The 22,564-nt window shown below is 45.2% G+C and carries 21 protein-coding genes; 12 read left to right on the top strand and 9 right to left on the bottom strand.

The features are described from left to right. Nucleotides 1-46 precede the first annotated feature (46 nt). The 7 genes from E4T80_RS07300 to E4T80_RS07270 all read left to right on the top strand — a co-directional run bounded on the left by E4T80_RS07300 (nt 47) and on the right by E4T80_RS07270 (nt 10,006). A complete protein-coding gene (locus E4T80_RS07300; protein ID WP_135056724.1) occupies nt 47-727 on the top strand; it encodes a YggS family pyridoxal phosphate-dependent enzyme in 681 nt (226 codons plus the stop codon). A gap of 196 nt (nt 728-923) precedes the next feature. After that, nucleotides 924-3,533 carry an aminopeptidase N gene (pepN, locus tag E4T80_RS07295; RefSeq protein WP_135056721.1) on the top strand — a complete coding sequence of 870 codons (2,610 nt, stop codon included), beginning with the start codon at nt 924-926 and terminating at the stop codon, nt 3,531-3,533. Between the two features lie 50 nt (nt 3,534-3,583). Next, nucleotides 3,584-4,435 carry a hypothetical protein gene (locus tag E4T80_RS07290; RefSeq protein WP_135056718.1) on the top strand — a complete coding sequence of 284 codons (852 nt, stop codon included), beginning with the start codon at nt 3,584-3,586 and terminating at the stop codon, nt 4,433-4,435. Between the two features lie 2 nt (nt 4,436-4,437). Then, nucleotides 4,438-5,433: a DNA adenine methylase gene (locus E4T80_RS07285; protein WP_135056715.1), complete on the top strand. Its 996-nt coding sequence runs from the start codon at nt 4,438-4,440 to the stop codon at nt 5,431-5,433. Then, nucleotides 5,433-5,849 (top strand): DUF805 domain-containing protein, encoded by a 417-nt coding sequence (locus E4T80_RS07280; protein WP_135056712.1) that lies wholly within the window; start codon nt 5,433-5,435, stop codon nt 5,847-5,849. Before E4T80_RS07285 ends, E4T80_RS07280 begins: the two co-directional genes overlap by 1 nt. Nucleotides 5,850-5,855: 6 nt before the next feature. Beyond that, complete coding sequence (gene yihA, locus E4T80_RS07275; protein WP_135056709.1) at nt 5,856-6,473, top strand: ribosome biogenesis GTP-binding protein YihA/YsxC; 618 nt, start codon at nt 5,856-5,858, stop codon at nt 6,471-6,473. Between the two features lie 80 nt (nt 6,474-6,553). Further along, nucleotides 6,554-10,006, top strand: a complete 3,453-nt coding sequence (locus E4T80_RS07270) for an acyl-[ACP]--phospholipid O-acyltransferase (RefSeq protein WP_135056706.1) — start codon at nt 6,554-6,556, stop codon at nt 10,004-10,006. Nucleotides 10,007-10,059: 53 nt separating this feature from the next. On the opposite strand, the gene E4T80_RS07265 is transcribed toward E4T80_RS07270, so the two are convergent. Then, complete coding sequence (locus E4T80_RS07265; RefSeq protein WP_135056703.1) at nt 10,060-10,974, bottom strand: cupin domain-containing protein; 915 nt, start codon at nt 10,972-10,974, stop codon at nt 10,060-10,062. Between the two features lie 101 nt (nt 10,975-11,075). Between E4T80_RS07265 and E4T80_RS07260 the strand changes: the two genes are divergently transcribed. Together E4T80_RS07260 and tal are read left to right on the top strand one after the other, a co-directional pair. Beyond that, complete coding sequence (locus tag E4T80_RS07260) at nt 11,076-11,414, top strand: carboxymuconolactone decarboxylase family protein (RefSeq protein WP_047975772.1); 339 nt, start codon at nt 11,076-11,078, stop codon at nt 11,412-11,414. Nucleotides 11,415-11,567: 153 nt separating this feature from the next. Next, the gene (gene tal, locus E4T80_RS07255) at nt 11,568-12,518 is read left to right on the top strand and encodes a transaldolase (protein WP_135056700.1); all 951 of its coding nucleotides are present in this window, start codon (nt 11,568-11,570) and stop codon (nt 12,516-12,518) included. Between the two features lie 154 nt (nt 12,519-12,672). Here the strand turns inward: tal and lipA are convergent, their stop codons facing one another. Further along, nucleotides 12,673-13,635 (bottom strand): lipoyl synthase, encoded by a 963-nt coding sequence (gene lipA, locus E4T80_RS07250; protein WP_135056697.1) that lies wholly within the window; start codon nt 13,633-13,635, stop codon nt 12,673-12,675. Nucleotides 13,636-13,644: 9 nt separating this feature from the next. After that, nucleotides 13,645-14,298, bottom strand: coding sequence for a lipoyl(octanoyl) transferase LipB (gene lipB, locus E4T80_RS07245; protein ID WP_135056694.1), 654 nt, complete (start codon nt 14,296-14,298; stop codon nt 13,645-13,647). Between the two features lie 141 nt (nt 14,299-14,439). Between lipB and menD the strand changes: the two genes are divergently transcribed. From menD to E4T80_RS07230, 3 genes are read left to right on the top strand one after another with little or no spacing between them, the layout of a single operon-like run. Next, entirely contained in the window at nt 14,440-16,149 is a 1,710-nt protein-coding gene (gene menD, locus E4T80_RS07240; RefSeq protein ID WP_135056691.1) for a 2-succinyl-5-enolpyruvyl-6-hydroxy-3-cyclohexene-1-carboxylic-acid synthase, read from the top strand. Next, nucleotides 16,149-16,910 carry a 2-succinyl-6-hydroxy-2,4-cyclohexadiene-1-carboxylate synthase gene (gene menH, locus E4T80_RS07235; protein ID WP_135056688.1) on the top strand — a complete coding sequence of 254 codons (762 nt, stop codon included), beginning with the start codon at nt 16,149-16,151 and terminating at the stop codon, nt 16,908-16,910. The genes menD and menH overlap by 1 nt, the downstream gene beginning before the upstream one ends. 8 nt (nt 16,911-16,918) lie before the next feature. Then, entirely contained in the window at nt 16,919-17,152 is a 234-nt protein-coding gene (locus E4T80_RS07230) for a zinc ribbon domain-containing protein (protein ID WP_135056685.1), read from the top strand. Here the strand turns inward: E4T80_RS07230 and E4T80_RS07225 are convergent. From E4T80_RS07225 to frdA, 6 genes are all read right to left on the bottom strand, one after another. Continuing rightward, entirely contained in the window at nt 17,146-17,937 is a 792-nt protein-coding gene (locus E4T80_RS07225) for a phosphodiester glycosidase family protein (protein ID WP_135056682.1), read from the bottom strand. The genes E4T80_RS07230 and E4T80_RS07225 overlap by 7 nt on opposite strands. 55 nt (nt 17,938-17,992) lie before the next feature. Beyond that, nucleotides 17,993-18,673, bottom strand: a complete 681-nt coding sequence (locus tag E4T80_RS07220; RefSeq protein ID WP_135056679.1) for a ComEA family DNA-binding protein — start codon at nt 18,671-18,673, stop codon at nt 17,993-17,995. Between the two features lie 139 nt (nt 18,674-18,812). Continuing rightward, nucleotides 18,813-19,157 carry a fumarate reductase subunit FrdD gene (gene frdD, locus E4T80_RS07215; RefSeq protein WP_047975764.1) on the bottom strand — a complete coding sequence of 115 codons (345 nt, stop codon included), beginning with the start codon at nt 19,155-19,157 and terminating at the stop codon, nt 18,813-18,815. A 10-nt stretch (nt 19,158-19,167) separates the two neighbouring features. Further along, nucleotides 19,168-19,560, bottom strand: a complete 393-nt coding sequence (frdC, locus tag E4T80_RS07210) for a fumarate reductase subunit FrdC (protein ID WP_047975763.1) — start codon at nt 19,558-19,560, stop codon at nt 19,168-19,170. 12 nt (nt 19,561-19,572) lie between these two features. Next, on the bottom strand, nt 19,573-20,343 hold the full coding sequence (locus tag E4T80_RS07205; protein WP_047975762.1) for a succinate dehydrogenase/fumarate reductase iron-sulfur subunit: 771 nt from the start codon (nt 20,341-20,343) through the stop codon (nt 19,573-19,575). Nucleotides 20,344-20,349: 6 nt separating this feature from the next. Beyond that, nucleotides 20,350-22,131 carry a fumarate reductase (quinol) flavoprotein subunit gene (gene frdA, locus E4T80_RS07200; RefSeq protein ID WP_135056676.1) on the bottom strand — a complete coding sequence of 594 codons (1,782 nt, stop codon included), beginning with the start codon at nt 22,129-22,131 and terminating at the stop codon, nt 20,350-20,352. Nucleotides 22,132-22,564 lie beyond the last annotated feature (433 nt).

The raw sequence follows: 22,564 nt of genomic DNA, 5'->3' as shown, positions 1-22,564 counted from the left end.
AAGTTGGGTTTTATTATGCTGCCATTATAGCCTTTTGGAGTTCATTATGTCGATTTCTCAGCAATTAGCGACCATTTCACAACAAATTCAGCAATATAGCCGACAAGCGGACCGTCCGATTGAGGCGGTAAAATTATTGGCGGTCAGCAAAACCAAGCCGGTATCGGCAATTCAGGAGGCGATTGCCGCAGGGCAGCGCTGTTTTGGGGAGAACTATGTGCAGGAAGGGGTAGAGAAAATCCGGCATTTTGCCGATCCGAATTTAGAATGGCATTTTATCGGTTTGTTACAGTCCAATAAAACCCGTGTGGTCGCCGAGCATTTTGATTGGGTACAAACGGTGGATCGGGTGAAAATCGCACAGCGTTTGAATGAGCAACGCCCCGACCATTTGCCGCCGCTGAATGTGCTGATTCAAATCAACATCAGTGATGAAGCCTCAAAATCAGGGATTACGCCTGCGCAAATGTTTGAGCTAGCCGAGCAAATTCAGCAATGTCCCCGCCTGACATTACGCGGTTTAATGGCTATTCCGAAGCCGGAAAGCGAGCCGGCTCGTCAAAAGATCGCCTTAGCGGCAATGCAGGCGTTATTTACGCAGTTGCAGGCTCGCTATGTGGAAGTGGATACGCTATCGATGGGAATGTCGGACGATATGCAGGCGGCGATTGAGTGCGGCTCGACAATGGTGCGTATCGGCACGGCGATTTTCGGAGCGAGAAGTTAATCGCAAGCGGGCGGTTTATCGCCTTTTTCTGCAAACGTATCAACGGGTGAAAAATTCTCCGTTATGCTTAACAATGACTTTCCGTCTAAAGTGCAATATACTTATGCCTTATGGTCTAAGTGGTGAAAGTTTGTCGCATCGCGGCGAAATATTGTGAGAGCCATTGTGTTTCAATGCAAATACCTAAGGAATGTCTATGCAACCTAAAGCTAAATTTAGAAAAGATTACCGTCAGCCTGATTTTACCGTGAGCGAGATTTATCTTGATTTTCAGCTTGATCCTGAGCAAACGTTGGTTACTTCCACTTTGACGGTGGAGCGTCAAAATGCCGAAGCCACACAATTGCGTTTAGACGGGCATAGCTTTGAGTTTCAAGGGGTGAAATTCAACGGGCAGCCGTTTAGCCGCTATCAACAAGATGCGGAATCTTTGACCTTAGATTTAGCCGATTTGGCAGCAGATCGATTCCAACTGGAAATTCAAACTTTACTGCGCCCGTCGCAAAATACCTCGTTGCAGGGGCTGTATCAATCGGGTGAAGGCATTTGCACACAGTGCGAGGCGGAAGGGTTTCGCCAAATTACCTATATGCTGGATCGTCCCGATGTACTGGCAAAATATCGCACCAAACTGACCGCTTGCAAAACTAAATACCCTTATTTACTCTCCAACGGCAACCGCATTGCACAGGGCGAATTGGCGGACGGTCGCCACTGGGTCGAGTGGGACGATCCGTTTTTCAAACCAAGCTATCTGTTTGCGGTTGTGGCGGGGGATTTTGATCTGCTCAAAGATACGTTCACCACAATGAGCGGGCGGGTGGTTGATCTCGAAATTTATGTAGATAGAGGCAATTTAGCCCGTGCCGGCTGGGCGATGGAGAGCTTGAAGCGGGCGATGAAATGGGACGAGCAACGTTTCGGCTTGGAATACGATTTAGATATTTATATGATCGTTGCCGTCGATTTCTTCAATATGGGGGCAATGGAGAACAAGGGGCTGAATATCTTTAACGCCAAATTTGTGTTGGCAAATCCGCAAACGGCGACCGATGAAGATTATATGGGCGTGGAGAGTGTGATCGCTCACGAATATTTTCATAACTGGACGGGCAACCGCATTACCTGCCGAGATTGGTTTCAGCTCAGTTTGAAAGAAGGGCTGACGGTGTTCCGTGACCAAGAATTTACCTCGGATTTATGGTCGAGAGCGGCGAAGCGGATCGAAGATGTGCGTTTCTTGCGGGCTTTCCAATTTGCCGAAGATGCCGGCCCGATGGCGCACCCGATTCGTCCGGACAAAGTGATTGAAATGAATAATTTCTACACGGTTACTGTGTATGAGAAAGGGGCAGAAGTCATCAGAATGATCCACACTCTATTAGGCGAGGCGAAATTCCAAAAAGGTATGCAGCTTTATATTGCCGAAAATGACGGCAAAGCGGCAACGTGCGAGGATTTTGTCTCTGCGATGGAACGTGCGTCCGGTGTGGATTTAACCCAATTCCGCCGTTGGTATAGCCAGTCCGGCACGCCGGAATTGACCGTCAGCGATGAATATGATGAAAAACGTCAAGCCTACCGCTTAACGATTTCACAATTAACCCGCCCGACCGCCGACCAAGTGGAAAAAGTGAATTTGCATATTCCGCTCAAGGTGGCGTTGTACGGTCAAGACGGCAAAAAAATCAAACTTCAATATGAAATTGCCAGCGTCAGTGATGTGTTGGATATTACTAACGAGCATCAAACCTTTGAATTTCACAATGTGCCGCAACGCCCCGTGCCGGCGTTGTTGTGCGATTTCTCCGCACCGGTGCGTTTGGATTATAACTATACCACCGAGCAACTGATAACGTTATTAAGCTATGCGGAGAATGAATTTATCCGCTGGGACGCGGCACAGACCCTCTTTACCAATGAACTAAAAACGAACCTCAACCGTTATCAGCAGGGCGAAGAAATGCTGTTTTCGGACGGCTTGCTGTCCGCACTGACTATTGTGCTGGACAACGCTCATCAAGATCCCGAATTGGCGGCTTTAACCCTCACGCTGCCGAAAGAGACGGAATTTGCGGAGAGCTTCAACATTATTGATCCGCAGGGGATCGCCGTGGTGCGTCATTTTATGCAGACGGCGATTGCCGAGGCACTTAAGGACCGCTTAATTGTCGCCTATAACCAGCATAAGTTGCCGGAATATCGAGTTGTGGCGGACGATATGGCGAAACGGGCGTTCCGTAACGTGTGCTTGTCTTACCTCGCTTTCACCGATTTAGGCAATAATCTCGTCTATAAACATTATCATCAAGCGGATAATATGACTGATACATTGGCAGCGCTGAATGCAGCAACAAAAGCGCAGCTTGCTTGCCGAGACAGCCTGTTAGCCGATTTTGAACAAAAATGGCAACACGACGGCTTGGTAATGGACAAATGGTTCGCCCTGCAAGCGACCCGTCCGGATCAGAATGTGCTGGAGGTCGTAAAACACTTGCTCGGGCACCCAAGTTTTAACTTTAAAAATCCGAACCGTGTGCGTGCATTAGTGGGCGCATTTGCCGCTCAAAATCCAAGGGCATTCCACGCTATTGACGGCTCAGGCTACCGCTTCCTCGTGGATATTCTGATTCAGCTTAACAGCAGTAACCCGCAGGTCGCTTCCCGCTTGATTGAACCACTGATTAAACTTTCCCGTTATGATAATCAGCGTCAAACCCTAATGCGCCGTGGTTTAGAGCGTTTGAAAGGGCTGGATAATCTCGCACGGGATCTGTTTGAAAAAATTGAAAAGGCGTTGCAGTAATATATTGATCCCTAATTTATTACGCAATTGTTCAGATAAAAGGAGTAAAAATGAGTGCTATTGATATTAGAAAAAGAATTGATCAAGATCTTGTTAAGAAGATCTTTGGGAATCAAAGAAATGCAATTGATTTCTTAAGGTTATTGGGTATTAACGAAAAAGTAGAAAAAGCTAATGATGCTTATGAATTGATTGTTAAACATTGGGAATATAACAAAGCCTATAAAGTTATTCGTCAGATTTTTGAATCAACTCCTAAATATCAAAAAGGCAAATTAGGGGAGGATAATATAAAAGTTTTATTATCTGAATGGGTTAATTTAGGTTTTGGTAATGTGGAATGGCCTTTTTCTCAAGGGCAATTTGATAATTTTGTTCAACATATAAATTCATCTACTGACTCAAGAGACATAAAAGATAGTAAAGTAAAAACAGCAGCAGTAAGGTATAGAAGAATTAAAGAAATTAATACTGAAAGAAATGATTATTTAGAAACTATGATTTTTTTAAATAATGAAAATGTTATTCCAACATTGCATCATTCAAGAGGTTTAGATTTTTTTATTGATGGTGTTCGCTTTGACCAAAAAGTATCAAAAAGCCCTACAAATGAATTTAAGCGTGATTTTGGGGAGAATTGGAGAGATATAGCAATAAACCATCCTGAAAAGGTAGCAGAATACCTTTATACCTATCAGGATGAAGGAAGATTTGGGCAAGAGCCTAGATTATTTATTGTTTATTTAGATGAAGATGTTGAACCAATAAAAATTAAGAGTATTCTTGAAAAGAATAAATTGAAGACACCTTATTCAATTACATTTAAATATTCCCATAAAGTGTTAGGTAAAAAAACATATAAAACAGAAGCATTTGTTATCTTACTTGGAAATGATTTATAATAATGAATTATATTGGTTCTAAAAATAAACTATCGCAGTTTATTATTTCAACTATAAAAGATACTGTTGGCAATTTTGATAATAAGGTATTTTGTGAGTTATTTGCAGGAACAGGAATTATTGGTTCTAGTTTAAAAACTCAAGTAAAAAAAATTATTTCAAATGATATAGAATATTATAGCTATATATTAAATCGCAATTATATTGGAAATAATAAAATAATAGATTATTTTGATTTATTTGATTTTATTGAGAGTAATAAATCTAATTTAAATACTCATTTCATATTTAATCAGTATAGTGAAAATGGTATTGCAAAGAGATTGTATTTCTCAGAATCAAATGGAAGGAAAATAGATCAAATAAGATCGAATATTAAAATGCTTTATCTAAATAAAGATATTTCTGATGATATTTATTATTTTTGTTTGGCATCTTTATTAGAAAGTGCGGATAAACATGCAAATACTGCTTCAGTATATGGAGCTTATTTAAAAAGTTTGAAACATACAGCAAAAAAAGATCTTGTATTACAACCTGCAAAATTTGATGAATCATTATGTGAAACCGAAATATATAATCAGGATAGTAATCAGTTAATTAAGAGTATTGAAGGTGATATCCTGTATTTAGATCCCCCTTATAATACTAGGCAATATGGAGCTAATTACCATTTGCTAAATACTATTGCAAAATATGATTATTTTGAACCTATTGGTAAAACAGGTTTAAGGAATTATACTCGTTCAAGGTTTTGTCAAAAGAATGAAGCTTATTTAGCTTTTAAAGAGCTTATTGAAAATGCAAATTTTAAATATATTTTTATTAGTTATAATAATGAAGGTATACTTTCTTTGAATGAAATAAGAGAGATATGTTCCTTGTATGGAAGATATGATTTCGTTGAACAAGAATATCAACGTTTTAAGGCAGATAATACAAGAAAATATAAAGATGTTAAAACGGTTGAATACTTACATATTTTGGAAAAAAATTAATGATTTGGTACAGTGCGCTCTTTTCCTTCCGCGGTCGCCTAAATCGGCAAGGATTTTGGATTGGCTTCGGCATCAATTTTCTGTTTTTATTGCTATTTGCAAATTTTATGTTTGATCCGACCGCTTTCAGTGTGTTGAGTGCCGTGCCGTTGTTGCTTTCGGCATATAGCTTAGCGGCGGTGATCATCAAACGCTTACACGACCGTAACCGCTCCGCTAAAGCATTGCTGATGTTGGTTGTGCCGCTCGTTTGCTATGGGGTATCCCTTGCGGCACAAGGCACAATGGCGTGGCTACTGGGCGTATTGATGCCGGTGTTTATCGGCACGATGCTCTTGCTGGAATGGGGTGTTTTTGCCGGCGATCCAAACCCAAATCGCTACGGCGAGCGGGGACTCTCTTTTACGTTAAATTAAACCGTTATGTCAGAGATTAAATTAAATTATCACAAAACCCACTTTTTAACTTCCGCACCGGATATTCGGCATTTGCCCGAAGACAGCGGGGTGGAAATTGCCTTTGCCGGACGCTCAAACGCCGGCAAATCCACAGCGCTAAATGCGCTGACCAACCAAAAAAACTTGGCTCGTACTTCAAAAACACCGGGACGCACGCAGCTCATCAACCTGTTTGAAGTTGAACCGAACTGTAAATTGGTCGATTTGCCGGGGTACGGCTATGCCGCAGTGCCGGAGCAGATGAAATTACAGTGGCAACGTTCCCTCGGTGAATATTTGCAAAAACGCCAATGTTTACGAGGAGTGGTGATCTTAATGGATATTCGCCACCCGCTTAAAGATCTCGATCAGCAAATGATTGAATGGGCGGTTTCCGCTGAGTTGCCGGTCTTACTGCTGCTGACGAAAGCGGATAAGCTCAGCCAAAGCGGACGCAGCAAAACGGTTAAAATGGTGCGGGAGGCGATTTTGCCTTTCCAAGGTGATGTGCAGGTGGAAGCCTATTCCGCCCAAAATAAAATCGGTATTGATAAATTAGCCGCCAAACTGGACGGTTGGTTTGCCGAAATATTAAACTCATAGTTGAGTAAGCGGTCGGATTTGGCTGGTTTTGTGCAAAAATTTGCCCTCTGCCGACCGCTTGCAGCCAATACGGAGGCAAAATGCGTTTACTCAAAATTAAAGGGTTCTTGCCCTATCTCGCCATTGCATTTTTGAACGCCAGTGTGGATTTAGCCCACAAAATCACGATTCAAAATGTCTTGCTGAAAAGTTTTACCGGCGACACGCTCGTGATACTCACCGCACTGATTAATGCAATGATTCTCCTACCGTTTATCTTCCTCTTTTCCCCTTCCGGTTTCATTAACGACAAATACCCGCAGACCAAAGTGATCCGCACTGCCAGTGTAGCGGCGATTTTTATCAGCGGTGCGGTTTTAGTCAGCTATTTGGCGGGGGCGTTTGAAATGGCATTTTTGCTGACGCTGATTTTGGCGGCGCAGAGTGCGATTTATTCACCGGCGAAGTACAGTATTATTAAGCGAATTGTCGGCACAGAAAATTTAGGGCAGGCGAACGGGGTGATCCAAGCCTTGACGATTGTGGCGATTTTGCTGAGTTCTTTCGGCTTTTCATTTATCTTTGAATCCCTGTATGTGGCAGGGAGCGATCCGGCAACAATGCTTTCCGGTATGGCAGTGATCGGGGGTTTATTGGTGGTTTTCAGCAGCTTGGAAGCCATATGTGCCTTCAGATTGCCGAATTTTGCCCAACACGAACCGCCAGCTACCGCCAGATTTGAATGGCACACTTATCTCACCTTGGGTTATCTCAAACAAAACAGTGCCTTGTTACGCCAAAATAAAAATATTTGGTTGAGTATTTTGGGGTTGAGTGTGTTTTGGGGCATTTCGCAGGTGTTGGTGGCGGCATTTCCGGCACATTATAAGGCGATGTTTAATGATGATAATGCCTTGATTATTCAAGGTATTTTAGCAATGAGCGGTGTGGGGCTAATCATTGGCTCTTACCTTGCCGGTGTGATGTCGAAACACCATATTGAACACGGCATTGTGCCGATTGGGGCGTTAGGGATTTTCGGTTCGGTCTTGTTAATGGCGTCTTCTAGTAGCAGTTGGGTGATGACGCTCTGCTCTTTCGGCTTTGGGGTATTCGGCGGGTTGTTTATCGTCCCTCTGAATGCCACGATTCAATATTTCGCCCCAGAGCAAACCAGCGGCAAAATTATGGCGGGCAATAATTTTGCGCAAAACATCGCAATGGTCGGCTTTTTGTTATTGAGTATTGCCTTTGTCTATCTCAATATTTCGACCACCGGTCTGTTACTGTTTGCCGCTTTTGTCTGCTTGATCGGGTCATTTTATGCGATTGTCCAACTTCCGCATCTTTTCACCCGCTTGCTGCTCTTGCCGATTCTGAAAACCGGTTATCGCTTTAACGTTGAAGGGCTGAAAAATTTACCGCAGAGCGGCGGCGTATTGCTGTTGGGCAACCATATTAGCTGGATTGACTGGTTGGTTTTGCAGGCGGCAAGCCCACGAGCAATTAAATTTGTGATGTACCGTGGTATTTACAATAAATGGTATCTCAAATGGTTTTTAAAATGGTTTAAAGTGATTCCGATTGGCGCAGGGTCAAGCAAAGAATCCATTGAAAAAATCCGTGAAATGCTTGCTAACGGCGAAGTAGTGGCGCTTTTTCCGGAGGGACATATCAGTTACAACGGGCAAATCAATGAATTTAAACGTGGCTTTGAACTGGCGATTAAAGAGTTGGACGAAGTGTGCGTTGTGCCGTTTTACTTACGGGGATTATGGGGTTCAAGTTTTTCCCGTGCCGATCAATATTATAAAGCATTAACCAAGCGGCGTGGCAAACGGGATATTTTAGTGGCGTTCGGTAAGCCAATCCGTACCTTTATCGATCGTGTGGCGATGAAACAGAAAGTCGTGGAACTGTCTTTTTCATCGTGGGAGGCCTTTATCCGCCGCCAGCAACCATTGATGCACGGTTGGTTGGATACCGCTAAGGCAAATTTATTCCGCCCGTGTTGTGCAGACAGCCAAGGAATGAATTTAACGCACCTCAAATTTTTGACGGCGGTTTTACTGTTTAGTCGATTATTGCGTAAAACGTTGCCGACACAAAAAAATGTGGGGGTGTTGTTGCCGAGTTCATCCATCGGGGCGATCGTCAATATGGCGTTGTTTATTAACGGTAAAGTGCCGGTAAATCTCAATTATACCTTGAGCGAGCAAAGCCTCGCCCTTGCGTTGCAAAAAGCGGGGATTGAGCGGGTCATTACGTCAGAAAAATTTCTTGAGAAATTGTCAGCAAAAGGGTTTGATTATCACGCACTGTTGGCGGATAAAGCGGTAATGGCGGAGCAACTTGGTAAAAAAGTCGGTAAAACCGCCCGCTTGCACGCGCTGTTTACCGCCTTGCTTGCACCGCAATGGTGGATTAAAGCCCGTTATTTCAAATCGGTTTCGCTGAATGATACGGCAACCATTTTGTTTAGCAGTGGTAGTGAGGGCGAGCCGAAAGGGATTGAGCTAAGCCATAAAAACCTGCTGACAAATATTAAGCAAATCAGCGAGTTGTTGAATTTTAAACGCAATGACGTGATTTTAAATTCACTGCCGATTTTTCACTCGTTCGGCTTAACGGTTACGACATTATTACCGCTGTGTGAGGGGATCAAAATGGTGAGTGTGCCGGATCCGACAGACGGCGCATTAGTCGGCAAAATGGCGGCGCGTCATAGTGCAACGATTTTGTTTGGCACATCGACCTTTTTCAGGCTTTATACCAAAAACAAAAAGCTACACCCGTTAATGTTTCAAAGCGTCCGAATGGTTGTCGCCGGGGCGGAAAAACTCAAATCGGACGTGAAAGAGGCGTTCCGTGTTAAATTTGGTTTAGAGATTTACGAGGGTTACGGTACGACGGAAACTGCGCCGGTTGCTGCGGTGAATATGCCGAATGTTTTAGAAAAAGAGAGCCTGAAAGCGCTCACGTTCAACAAAGTCGGCTCGGTCGGTATGGCATTGCCGGGTACGATTATAAAAATTGTTGACCCCGACACTCTTGCGCCATTGGCGACAAATGAAGATGGGTTAATCGTGATTGGCGGCGGGCAGGTGATGAAAGGTTATCTCAATGATGACGAGAAAACCGCCGAAGCGATCGCCGAGATTGACGGTATCCGTTATTACAAAACCGGTGATAAGGGGCATATTGATGAAAATGGCTTTGTCAGCATTGTTGATCGCTATTCCCGCTTTGCCAAAATCGGTGGTGAGATGATCAGCTTGGGCAGTGTAGAGGAATTGCTAGGTGAGGTGCTTGCCGATCACGCTGCGTTTGTGGCAGTCAATGTGCCGGATGAGAAAAAAGGCGAAGCGGTTGTATTGCTTCTGAAAAGTGAGCACTCCCTTGATGAGCTGTCAGCGAAAATCAAAGCGGCAGATATTCCGCCGTTAATGCAGCCGTCCAAACTCTTTTTGGTAGAAGAAATCCCAACGCTTGCCAGTGGCAAGGTGGATTTTAAAGGCGCTAAAAATCAAGCAATATCACTACTCAATGAATAATATGAACAAGCGGTGGGTTACCACCGCTTTTTTGCAATGTGGTGCCGTGGGAATTACTTTGAGTTGTCGCTCACCGCTTGCTTCCGGTACTGACTGGGAGTAATGCCATAGTATTTTTTAAAGGCTTTACCAAAATGCGTTTCCGACTGAAAACCGGTTGCAAGCGCTATCGTTAGCACGGAATCGGCATTTTGTTTGAGCAACATTGCGGCTTTTTGCAGCCGGATACGGTGTAAAAATACGTGGGGACTGACCGACAAATGCTGCTTAAATAGCCGAATAAGCTGAGAGCGGGATAAGTGCGCAGTTTCTATCATATTGTCGATTAGCCACGGTTTTTCCGGCTCCGCCATAATGGCATTGAGTACGCCTTTCAAACGCTTATCCTGCCAGCCTTTCAGTAGCCCCGTCGGTTGATTGTCCGATTGCGCCAAATAGGTGCGTAAAATCAACGTCAGCAGCACGTTAGACAGGGCATTGACTACGGTGCTTGAACCAATCAATTCTCGCTCGGCTTCTTGATTGAGCAACTCGACAAAGCAGGTAAAATTCTGCGGTTCGAGCCGTAAAAAAATCACATCGGGCAGGCTTTTAATCAATTCAGCGTGCGGATCGTAGTAAAAATGGGCGCAAAATAGCCCGAAATCTGCCTGCTGCCCGATTTTTTTCACCTCAAACGCCCCTTGGGTGTAAGCGGTCGGATAAGTCTCACAATTTGCACAGTGGCTGGCATAGCTTAAAATATGTTCGCTAGAACGGGGGAAAAACAGGATATCCCCCTGCTTAACAAGGCGGCTCTGGGCTTGATTGGCGAGCCTGACATAGCCGCTGCCTTGCGTAACGATATGCACAATGCCTTGTCCGGCTCGAGCGGAATGTGCAACGGCCCACTGACCGCCAAACTCACATTTTACATTGACTTTGCCGGATAATTGGGCAAGCGAAATCAGTTTATCTAAAATATCCATAACAAATTGACGAAAAAATGAAACGATTTGGCGAGAAATATACTGAAAAAGTCGCAATAATAACAGCGTTTTTCAACAATCATTTCCATAGGAGCACGACAATGGCATTTACAAATTGGCCGGAACATACCGCACACGTTAAAAAATCGTTCGGCGAGTTAGGCAAAAAACACCCGAAAATGTTGGAAGCTTATAAAGCGTTAGGACAAGCGGCTGCCGCAGAAGCATTGGATTTAAAAACCCGTGAATTAATCGCCCTTGCGGTTGCGATTACCACCCGTTGTGAAAGCTGCATCAGCGTTCACGCAGAAGAAGCGGCAAAAGCCGGTGCAACGGAAAGCGAAATCGCCGGTGCATTAGCAACAGCGATTGCATTAAATGCAGGTGCGGCTTATACCTATGCACTACGCGCATTAGAAGCAGTAGATGCACAAAAATAGTACCATACCATTCAAGCGATAAAATCGCAGCAGGCAACCCTGCGGGCTAATTTCAAAAAATGTGATCTAGTTCACAAAATTCGTTCTATTTTATGACGCAAGTTGCTGTTATTATACGGGGACTTTTTACTTCATTTTAGTTAAGGAACGATTATGAACCAACTTGATGCTTTAAGAGAAATGACCGTTGTGGTTGCCGATACCGGTGATATTGATGCGATCAAAACCTACCTGCCGGAAGATGCTACCACCAACCCTTCTCTGATTTTGAGTGCATCGGCACTGCCACAATATGCCCCTTTAATTGATGAAGCGGTCGCATACGCCAAAGCTAAAAGCGATGATAAAGCCCAGAAACTGATTGATGCGGAAGATAAATTGGCAGTCAATATCGGTTTAGAAATTTTAAAAGTGGTGAAAGGGCGAATTTCCACAGAGGTTGATGCGCGTTACTCTTACGACACGGAAAAAACCATTGCAAAAGCACGGAAATTGATTGCGCTATATAATGAAGCGGGTATTAGTAACGACCGTATCTTAATTAAGATTGCGTCCACTTGGCAGGGGATCAAAGCGGCAGAGCAGCTTGAAAAAGAGGGGATTAACTGTAACCTCACCTTACTTTTCTCCCAAGCGCAAGCCCGTGCTTGTGCTGAAGCGGGCGTTTATCTGATTTCGCCGTTTGTCGGCCGTATTTTAGATTGGTATAAAGCCAACAGTGATCAAAAAGAGTACGCACCGGCAGAAGATCCGGGGGTGGTTTCCGTTACCTCCATCTATAACTATTACAAACAGTACGGTTATAATACTGTGGTAATGGGCGCAAGTTTCCGGAATGCCGGTGAAATCACCGAGCTGGCCGGTTGCGACCGTTTAACCATTGCGCCGGCATTATTAAAAGCCTTACAAGAAAGTGATGCTCCGCTTGTGCGTAAACTCGCCTTTAACGGCGAAGTGAAAGTTCGTCCGGCACCGATGACGGAAGCGGAATTTTATTGGGAACATAACCAAGATCCAATGGCGGTCGAAAAATTAGCGGAAGGTATTCGCAAATTTGCGATCGACCAAGAGAAATTGGAGGCGATGTTGGCAGCAAAACTCTAATTAAGTACTAAAACAAGCGGGCGGATAAGCGATAAAATCAGCAAATCCGCCCGTTTCTTTTACCAAATAGTGATTTTATTTGGTCGTTTGGTTTAATTATGGGCGTACGCAGTACGCCCCTGCATTTTTTAAATAGTCGATTTTATATGCAATATTATTTGACTAACCCACCGCTTGCTTGCAGATCGGCGTGGTAAGAGGAACGGACGAACGGGCCACAGGCGGCGTGTTCAAAGCCCATTTCGTTGGCTTTTTCACGGAACATATCAAATTCCGTCGGGTGAACATAGCGGGCGACCGGCAAGTGATGGCGGCTCGGCTGCAAATATTGCCCAAGGGTGAGCATTGTTACACCGTGATCCCGCAAATCTTGCATAACGGCGAGAATTTCTTCGTTGGTTTCGCCTAGACCGACCATAATGCCCGATTTTGTCGGAATGTCGGGGAAAACCGCTTTAAATTCTTTCAATAATTTCAACGACCATTGATAATCCGCACCCGGTCGGATTTCTTTATACAAGCGTGGCACGTTTTCCAAGTTGTGATTGAACACATCCGGCGGATTTTGTTTGAGAATGTCAATCGCTTGTTCAATTCTGCCACGGAAGTCCGGCACAAGGATTTCAATTTTGATCCCCGGATTGATCGCCCGAATTTCACGCACGCACGCGACAAAATGCCCTGCGCCCCGATCGGGTAAATCGTCCCGATCCACTGAGGTGATCACCACATATTTGAGCTTCATATCTTGAATGGTTTCCGCCAACTTGCGTGGTTCGTCTTGGTCGAGAGGTAACGGCTTGCCGTGCGCCACATCGCAGAACGGACAACGGCGGGTGCAAATCGCACCCATAATCATAAAGGTTGCCGTGCCGTGATTAAAACACTCGTGTAAGTTCGGGCAAGAGGCTTCTTCACACACCGAGTGTAAGCCGTGGCGGCGCATTCCGTTTTTAATACTTTGGATTTTTGCCGAATTTGCCGGCAATTTAATTTTCATCCATTCCGGTTTTTTAAGTAATTCTTGGTCAGGATCGATATTTTTAACGGGAATAATGGACGTTTTAGCGGCATCACGATATTTAACGCCACGTTCCATTTTAAAAGGTGTACCCATTTTGTATTCCTATTTGTTAATAATTTGTTGGGCATTATAACCGAGAATTTGGGTAAAGTAATGAACCAATTTCGGGGCGACTTGCTCACATCTCGCCTGTTCGTGAGGGATAAAGTCCGCTAATTGGCACATTTCCAAACCGGCATAACCGCAGGGGTTGATATGACTAAAGGGGCTGAGATCCATTTGAATATTCAGTGCCAAGCCGTGAAAAGAGCAACCTTTGCGGATTCTTAGCCCAAGCGAGCAGATTTTTTTACCGTCCACATAGACGCCGGGCGCATCGGGTTTAGGGTAAGCCTCGATGCCGTAATCTGCTAAGGTTTTCACCACCGATTGCTCTAGGGCAGTAACGAGCTGGCGCACATTCAGATCACTGCCGTTTGCCTTATGGCGTTTGATGTCGATCAACACATACATAATTTGCTGACCCAAACCGTGATAGGTGATCTGTCCGCCACGATCCGATTGAACTACGGGGATATTGGTCGGGTTGAGCAAATGTTCCGGCTTGCCCGCCGAACCTTGCGTGAACACCGGCGGGTGTTCGACCAACCAAATTTCATCGGGCGTATCCGCGGTGCGATGATCGGTAAACTCTTGCATTTGATGCCAAACGTGTTGGTAGTCCTGCACGCCAAGTTGGCGGATAATTAGCGTCATTTTTAGCTCTCTATGCCATTTTTAATGAAAAAATCAAGCTATTATAGGTAGAAATACGTTCATTACTAGGGGCTATTGCAAATATTTGCTACAATCTGACCGCTTGTAGATGAAAACAGAACAGAATATCGGACGTTTAGAATGAAGACTATCAGTACTTTTAATCGAACTTGGGCGAAAGTCGTGCTAACGGCATTGATTCGCTACGGTGTCAAACATTTTTGTATTGCTCCCGGTTCACGTTCCACCCCGCTCACCCTTGAGGCACTCCGCCTAAAAGCACAAGGCTTGGCAGAGTGTCATAGCCATTTTGACGAGCGGGGATTAGGCTTTTTTGCGCTCGGTTTAGCGCAATCCACTCACGATCCGGTGGCGATTATTGTAACGTCCGGCACAGCGGTGGCAAATCTTTTCCCGGCGGTGATTGAGGCGAGTTTAACCCATCAGAAATTAATTGTACTGTCCGCTGACCGTCCGCCCGAGCTGATTGGCTGCGGGGCAAACCAAGCGATAGATCAGCAACGCATATTCGGCAATTATCCGGTGGCACAGCTTAACTTACCGAAGCCGAGCAAGGATTTCAGTGCCAATTGGTTAATTGCGACACTGGGGCAAGCGTGCGGCGAACAAGCGGAAAAAGGCGGCGTTTTACACTTCAATGCCCCGTTTGCCGAGCCGTTATATGAGGCGGACGAAGCGGCAATCGACACGGATAGTTGGCTCAACCCGATCCAACGTTGGCTCAATCAGCCGCAAATGAAGTGGATTGACCGCCAGCCAACCCAAAAAGATGTGTTAATGCACGAAAATTGGGACTATTGGCGCACCAAACGGGGCGTTGTGGTGGTCGGTAAGTTGCCGTTAGAGCAGGGAATGGGGCTAAAAATGTGGGCGGAAACGCTCGGTTGGTGCTTAATCAGCGATGTGCAGTCGGGCATTGATGCCAGCCTGCCGTATGCGGACGTATGGTTATCGAATAAAACCGTCGAGCAGCGTTTATTGCAGGCGGATATTGTGATTCAGTTCGGCTCGCAAATTGTCAGCAAACGGGTAAATCAATTCCTTGAGGCGTTTAAAGGGGAGTTTTGGTTGGTGGAGCAATCCCAAGACTACCTCAATCCTTACGCTCACCCGCAAACCCGTTTTGTTGCTAAAGCGCACCATTTCACCCGTGTCCACCCGCCGCTTCGCCAAAAACCGTGGCTGCTTGAACCGCTTGCGCTGTCGCAATTCTGTGCCGGCTTTATTGAGCAGCAAGTGGGGGCAAATTTAAACGAAGCCTCCCTCGCTCACCATATCGAGCATATCCTGCCGGCAAACGGCAATCTCTTTTTGGGGAACAGTCTGTTTGTACGTTTAGTGGACGCATTGTGTAAATTGCCGGAGGGCTATCCCGTTTACACTAACCGTGGAGCGAGCGGTATCGACGGCTTGATTGCGACATTGGCGGGCGTGGCAAAAGGCTCAGGCGTGCCGACTGTGGGAATCATTGGCGATATTTCGGCGTTGCACGATCTCAACTCAATGGCGTTGCTACGCCAAATCAGCCAACCGACCCTTTTATTTGTGATTAATAATAACGGCGGGGCGATTTTCGATATGTTGCCGGTTGAGCCGAAAGTGAAGGATAAGTTCTACCGTCTTTCGCATAATCTAGAATTTTCACAAATAGCGACAATGTTCGGTATCGAGTATCTGCGTCCTTACACTTGGGCGGATTTAGGTACGAAATTGAAGCAAGCCTATATCCGCAAGGGCGTAACGATTGTAGAAATCAAGGTGAACGATCACGAAGGCAGCACCCTGTATAAATCGTTGCTTGAGCAGATCTCACGAGCTTCGATCGACTAATGTTAGCCTATCAGTGGCACGGTGAAAGCGGAATGCCCGTGGTTTTTTTGCACGGGCTGCTCGGCTCACAGCAGGATTGGGCGGCGATTATCACCCGTTTGCAAACTTTCCCGCATATCCGACCGCTTACCCTAGATCTCTGTTTTCACGGCAACAGCCGTTCGGTTGAGTGTCAGGATTTTTCGAGCCTACGAGCCGAGTTGGCGACAACCTTGAACCAACTCATCGGCGATCAGCCGTTTTGGTTGGTCGGTTACTCGTTAGGCGGGCGTGCCGCGTTGGATTTATGCCTGTCCCAATCTATGCCTCACTTGTGTGGAGTGATATTAGAAGGGACGAATATCGGCTTGGAAACCGAAACGGACAAGCAAGACCGTTGGCACAATGATTGCCGCTGGGCAGCCCGTTTTGAAACGGAAGCCCTTGAAAATGTGCTGAATGATTGGTATCAACAGCCGGTATTTACCGATTTATCCCCGTGCAAGCGGGTGGAAGTTATCAAAAAACGACAAATCAATCACGGCAGATCGATCGCCAAAATGTTGCGGGCGACCAGCTTGGCAAAGCAGCCATTCTATGCCGAACAACTACAAAGCGCCGAACGACCGATCTATTTTATCGTGGGCGAGCGGGATAGCAAATTTCGCCGACTTGCCCAAAAATACAGTCTATCCTATCAGCTCATTGACAACGCAGGGCATAACGCACACCTTGATAATCCGGCGCAGTTTGTCGAGCGGCTATTGTGTCTGATTAAATAGGGTAAGCTATGGCACTACATCATTGTCCCGAATGCCGCCGGAAAATCAGCCAAACGGCGAAACTATGCCCCCACTGTGGCTTTTCCTTTCACGAAACCGATTTAGCCCGTTATCGTCAATTATTAGAACAACGCCGCCTTGCCAACCAAGAGATTAACCGTAAAAGCGTTAAATTACACTTGGTTTGGCTGACTGTTTTCGCTGCGGTGATAGGGTTGGCAAGTTGGTGGCATCATTACTGATCCCGTTTTAGTTTTACCCCAAAATGATTGGACACGGCACGCTCTTGAGTTTGCAAAAAAGGCAGATCAGATAACCGCTTGCGATCGAGTACCATTGTACTGCTGCCACCGCCGTCTAAGTTGATCGCTGCTGTGAGCGTTAAACGTTCGGCTAACTGCGCTAACTCGTCAAGGGTCATTCCTCGAAATGCCAGTTGTCGCCCTTCGACCACCACTAAATAGAGCAGTTGCCGTTTTTCGTCTAACCCGAGCATTGTGCGGGGGTGTTTGTCGAAAAAGATAGACTGTGAGCAGCCGATTTTGTCGCTGGCGGCGCATTCAAACTTTCCTGTTTTGGTGTTGTAGTAATGCCAGCCTGAAATGGCGATACGCCATTTGGGATTTATTTTAGCGACCTGATTTTTCGGTTCAATCATACAATGGTTTTGGTCATCGCAGGCGAAAACCACCCGAGCACGCACATCGCCATATTTTGAGATTTTTTTGTAGTCGGTAATCACCAGTCCGATAGGGGTAAAATCTTTCCAATAAAAATTGGCATTGATTGCGATATTGGTTTGATATTTGGCGGCGAAAGCGGAAACGGTTGTGCCTTTATCCACCGATTGTGAGCCGATCAATTCAAGCTGCGGGCAGCGTAAATCGATTTTTGCAATGTGAATATAGCGGTCTTGGGTCGTCGTTTGGATACATTGTGTGTGGTTTTGCGCAGAAGCAGGCGGGTTAAAACTGCAATATACGCAAGCCGCGATGATGAAATGGCGTAGTATTCGGTTAAAAAACATTGTGTTTAAAATTAAAACGGCAACCTGAAGTTGCCGTCATTAAATGCAAGGGAGATTAGAAGCTGATAGAAGATTTAATTTTCTCTAATGTCGCTTCACCGATACCGGATACTTTTGAAAGTTCGGTTAAGTTTTTGATTTTACCGTGTTTAGCACGGTAATCAATAATCGCTTGTGCCTTTGTCTCGCCAATACCGGTTAAATTTTGTAAGGTTTTGGCATCGGCTTTGTTGATGTTAATTTTGCCTGTACGACCGATTGCCGACTTCGCTGCCTCCACTTTTTCCGTGGCGGTGTTTTTGGCGGAGCTGACTGCATTTTTTGCTTTCGCTTTGGCATCATTCGCTTTTTCAACAGTGGCTTTTTGAGCTGAAGCCATTGTTTTTTCCGCTTTTGCTTTCGTTGCGGACATTTTTTCGCTCAAACCGTTTTGGGTGTGATTGGCTTGTGTCATTGCATCGGATTTCATCTTTGTCGCTTTCTCTTTTGCAACATTTTTAACGGATTGTACCGCTTGCGTTGCGTCAGATTTAGCGGAGGCGGCTTTGTTCATCACCCCGCTTTTCATATCGGAAACGGTATCCGTCATCATTGTTTTCGCCGCCGCTTTTGTTTCGCTGACGGTATTCATCATACTGTCTTTCGCTTGCGTTAAAGGGGCAGCCGTTTCGGCAACCGCACTAAGCGATAAGGTAGTGGCAAGGCTAACGGCAAAGAGAGATTTAAGTAATTTCATTTTGAGATCCTCATAGAAAATATTGATAACATTGTTACCATTGGTTGCCTAATCTGACTGGCGATTAAATGATAAGTTCAGCATAAATGAAAAAAGGCTATTTTCCGCTGGAGAAAATAGCCTTTTGGTAAGCGGTTAATTATAGGTTAATGACCGCAAAAATCACTAATACGCTATAAAGAGCGGATAGTCCGTAGAAAATCCATCCTCCTGCCGGCACGTGAATTTTGAAATCGTGCAAACCTAAGTGTACACGGTGCATACCACACCACATAGGGAAAATAAGTAGAGCGAGGATAGCTAATTTGCCGATCCACGTTTGTGAAAAGGCAATAATGTTATCCGGTGTTACCAAGCCAAACGGCAGTAAAAAGCCCAAGATTAACACTAAAACAGGGAAAAATACGGCACTGATCGCACCGCCTGCGCCGAAGAGTAGCCAAACGGCAGGTTCGTTTGAACGGGCTGGGTTTTGTTTATCCATTGTTTGCTCCCTATACTAAAATTAATGCTAGCAGGCTGACGAATGCGGTGATGCCCCAAAAGATACGAGACACTAATTGAACATCAATACGTTCGTTTTTAACGATCACATTCATCATTTTAGGCGCCATACCAAAGAAGGTAAAACTGTTGAGTAACATCGCTCCTAAGGTGATAATGTTTAAGATGATCACTAACGGATTTTGTAAAAAGCCGACAAAGGTCGTGCCGAAATTGCCGTTACCCAAACAGACTAAACCGTAGAACAGTACCAGACAGAACCAGATAGTCGGTACGGCGGTACTCTCACGCAGCACATAGAACTTGTAAAAATCTAACTTTTTCCACCAAGTCGGTTTGACTTCACGCACATATTTTTTGCGTTTACTTGCTACTGTTGTCATTTTACTTTCTCCTTATTTCTGCAATTTGAGCATTGCAAAAACATAATCTTTTGCACTTTCGATCTTACCTTGGTTTACCGCAGAAGCCGGCCCAACGTGTTTCGGACAGACTTCGGAACAGTAGCCGACAAAGGTACAGCTCCATACGCCGTTTTTACCGTTGATGATCTTCATTCGCTCTGCTTTACCGTTATCACGGTTATCCAAATTGTAGCGGTGAGCAAGGGTAAGCGCAGCCGGGCCGACAAATTCCGGATTTAAGCCGAATTGCGGACAGGCAGCGTAGCACAAGCCGCAGTTGATACACATTGAGAAGGTACGGTATTTTTCCAACTGTGCAGGCGTTTGTTTGGTTCGACTTTTCGCCAGTTCGGCAGACGGATGCGGGTTGCCGTCAAGCTCAGGGGCTTTGTTATCAATAATATAAGGTTTGATGGACTCAAGGCTTTCGATAAAGTGGCTTAAGTCCACCACCAAATCCCGCTCAATCGGGAAGTTGGCAAGCGGTTCAATACGCATATAGCCACTGTAATCCCGCAAGAACGTTTTACACGCCAATTTCGGCTTACCGTTTACCATCATTCCGCAAGAGCCGCAGATCGCCATACGGCAAGACCAGCGATAAGACAGTTCGGGTTCTAATTCATCTTTAATATAGCCAAGGGCATCTAAGAGCGAGGTTTGGCTATCGTAAGGAACTTCATATTTGGTTAAGAACGGTTCGTTATCTTGTTCAGGATTATAACGAAGCACTTCCACCGTCATTTTATTTTGGTTTGTCATCGTCTGTTACTCCTTTGCTGCTTTTTCTTGTGCTTCGGCTTCCGCACCATATACCCGTTTTGCCGGTTGCGATTTGGTGATTTTCACATCGCTGTATTTAATGGTTGGCGCACCGTCCGCATTATAGTAAGCAAGGGTGTGTTTTAAATAGTTTACGTCATCACGTTCCACATAGTCTAAACGTTGGTGAGCCCCACGGGACTCCTTACGATCAAGGGCAGAGGACGAGATGGATTGTGCAACATCAAGGATATAGCCCAATTCAATTTTGTAGAGTAAATCGGTATTAAAGACGCTGGAACTGTCTTTCACACGGATACGTTTGTAACGCTCTTTTAACTCGGCAATTTTTGCCACGGTTTTTTCCATACTCTCTTGGGTACGGTAAATACCGCAACCTTCTTCCATTGAGTCGCCCATTTCGTTACGAATTTCAGACCAAGATTCTTCACCTTCCTGACGGGCTAACGCATAGACACGGTTTAACACATCTTGTGCTTGAGCATCAATCACCGCTTGGTTGCGAGGTGCGGCTTCTAAGGCACGCTGTGCCGCCATTTCACCGGCGACTTTACCGAATACCACTAATTCTGCTAATGAGTTAGATCCTAAACGGTTTGCACCGTGTAAACCTGAAGAAGCACATTCACCGACCGCAAACAGACCTTTGATATTGGTTTCCGCTTTTTGATCGACTTCAATCCCGCCCATTGTATAGTGAACGACCGGACGCACAGGAATTGGTGCTTTTGCCGGATCAACCCCTTCATACGCTTTGGCTAACTCGCAAATAAACGGTAAACGCTCGTGCAGATATTTTTCACCTAAATGACGCAGATCAAGATGCACAACATCCACACCTTTTGCGGTTTTTAGGGTATTGCCTTTACGCCACTCTTGCCAGAACGCTTGAGACACTTTATCACGAGGGCCTAATTCCATATATTTGTTTTCCGGCTTGCCGATTGGCGTTTCCGGTCCTAAACCGTAGTCTTGCAGGTAACGATAGCCGTCTTTGTTCACCAAAATACCACCTTCACCGCGACAACCTTCGGTCATCAAAATGCCCGTGTTTGGTAAGCCGGTCGGGTGGTATTGCACAAATTCCATATCACGCAGAGGCACACCGTGGCGATACGCCATTGATAAACCATCGCCGGTAACAATGCCGCCGTTAGTGTTGAAACGATAAGCACGGCAACCGCCGCCGGTTGCAATGACTACCGCATTGGCATTGATCTGCACGAAAGTACCTTCCATCATATTCATTGCCACACAACCACGAGCTTGACCTTCATCGACTAAAATATCGACCACGAAATGTTCGTCAAAACGGATAATTTGCGGGTATTTGATCGAGGTTTGGAAGAGCGTGTGCAATAAGTGGAAACCGGTTTTATCGGCGGCGAACCACGTCCGCTCAATCTTCATTCCTCCGAAACGGCGTACGTTCACATCACCGTCATCTTTACGGCTCCACGGGCAGCCCCAACGCTCAAGTTGCGTCATCTCAACCGGCGAATGCTCAACAAAATATTCCACCACATCTTGTTCGCACAGCCAGTCGCCGCCGCCAACGGTATCGTGGAAGTGTTTATCATAAGAATCCGTATCTTTGATGACTGCTGCTGCGCCGCCTTCTGCGGCAACCGTATGGCTACGCATCGGGTAAACTTTTGAAATTAAAGCAATTTTTAAATTAGGATTAGCTTCCGCTGCCGCAATCGCAGCCCGTAAACCGCCGCCACCGGCGCCCATAATTGCAACATCAACATTGACAGTTTGCACGATTTCCTCCTCGGGAAAGAAAAATGTATCACTTAAAAGTGCGACTATTTTGCCACTATTTCCGCCACTTTATAATCGTTTTTTACAAATTATTAACATAAAAAATTTCATTTTGTGATCTACCTCAAAAAATTTTTCGGCTAATACAAGGGTAGTGAGAATTAATCTTATTAAGTCAGTGATTTTTAAGTAAATTTCGAATACAAGCGGTGGGTTTTCAGGATTTTTTTGTAAAAAGGTATGGCGGATAATTAGACCGTTAGCTATGCTAGAGGAATACGCAAAAATTGGTACTGCCCAAGCATATCGGATATTAAAACACCATTCCCAAGAGCAGTATTTAAGCGGTTAAATCAGGCACTGCGACAGCGCCTGACGGTATATTATTGTTTTTTGCAGAATAAAGGGGGAAACAGACCGCTTGCGGATAGCA

It is taken from the genome of Muribacter muris (assembly GCF_004569585.1).
Taxonomy (GTDB): Bacteria; Pseudomonadota; Gammaproteobacteria; order Enterobacterales; family Pasteurellaceae; genus Muribacter; species Muribacter muris.
The sequence above is the reverse complement of the archived record's forward strand: the minus strand, read 5'-3'. Positions and strand labels throughout refer to the sequence as shown.

Coding starts and splice junctions, on each gene's coding strand:
- E4T80_RS07220 (WP_135056679.1), bottom strand. CDS start 18,673: ATGAAATTACTTAAATCTCTCTTTGCCGTTAGCCTTGCCACTACCTTA.
- E4T80_RS07285 (WP_135056715.1), top strand. CDS start 4,438: ATGAATTATATTGGTTCTAAAAATAAACTATCGCAGTTTATTATTTCA.
- E4T80_RS07265 (WP_135056703.1), bottom strand. CDS start 10,974: ATGGATATTTTAGATAAACTGATTTCGCTTGCCCAATTATCCGGCAAA.
- lipB (WP_135056694.1), bottom strand. CDS start 14,298: ATGACGCTAATTATCCGCCAACTTGGCGTGCAGGACTACCAACACGTT.
- E4T80_RS07300 (WP_135056724.1), top strand. CDS start 47: ATGTCGATTTCTCAGCAATTAGCGACCATTTCACAACAAATTCAGCAA.
- E4T80_RS07270 (WP_135056706.1), top strand. CDS start 6,554: ATGCGTTTACTCAAAATTAAAGGGTTCTTGCCCTATCTCGCCATTGCA.
- E4T80_RS07205 (WP_047975762.1), bottom strand. CDS start 20,343: ATGACAAACCAAAATAAAATGACGGTGGAAGTGCTTCGTTATAATCCT.
- menD (WP_135056691.1), top strand. CDS start 14,440: ATGAAGACTATCAGTACTTTTAATCGAACTTGGGCGAAAGTCGTGCTA.
- tal (WP_135056700.1), top strand. CDS start 11,568: ATGAACCAACTTGATGCTTTAAGAGAAATGACCGTTGTGGTTGCCGAT.
- yihA (WP_135056709.1), top strand. CDS start 5,856: ATGTCAGAGATTAAATTAAATTATCACAAAACCCACTTTTTAACTTCC.
- frdC (WP_047975763.1), bottom strand. CDS start 19,560: ATGACAACAGTAGCAAGTAAACGCAAAAAATATGTGCGTGAAGTCAAA.
- E4T80_RS07230 (WP_135056685.1), top strand. CDS start 16,919: ATGGCACTACATCATTGTCCCGAATGCCGCCGGAAAATCAGCCAAACG.
- frdD (WP_047975764.1), bottom strand. CDS start 19,157: ATGGATAAACAAAACCCAGCCCGTTCAAACGAACCTGCCGTTTGGCTA.
- menH (WP_135056688.1), top strand. CDS start 16,149: ATGTTAGCCTATCAGTGGCACGGTGAAAGCGGAATGCCCGTGGTTTTT.
- pepN (WP_135056721.1), top strand. CDS start 924: ATGCAACCTAAAGCTAAATTTAGAAAAGATTACCGTCAGCCTGATTTT.
- E4T80_RS07225 (WP_135056682.1), bottom strand. CDS start 17,937: ATGTTTTTTAACCGAATACTACGCCATTTCATCATCGCGGCTTGCGTA.
- E4T80_RS07280 (WP_135056712.1), top strand. CDS start 5,433: ATGATTTGGTACAGTGCGCTCTTTTCCTTCCGCGGTCGCCTAAATCGG.
- lipA (WP_135056697.1), bottom strand. CDS start 13,635: ATGGGTACACCTTTTAAAATGGAACGTGGCGTTAAATATCGTGATGCC.
- E4T80_RS07290 (WP_135056718.1), top strand. CDS start 3,584: ATGAGTGCTATTGATATTAGAAAAAGAATTGATCAAGATCTTGTTAAG.
- E4T80_RS07260 (WP_047975772.1), top strand. CDS start 11,076: ATGGCATTTACAAATTGGCCGGAACATACCGCACACGTTAAAAAATCG.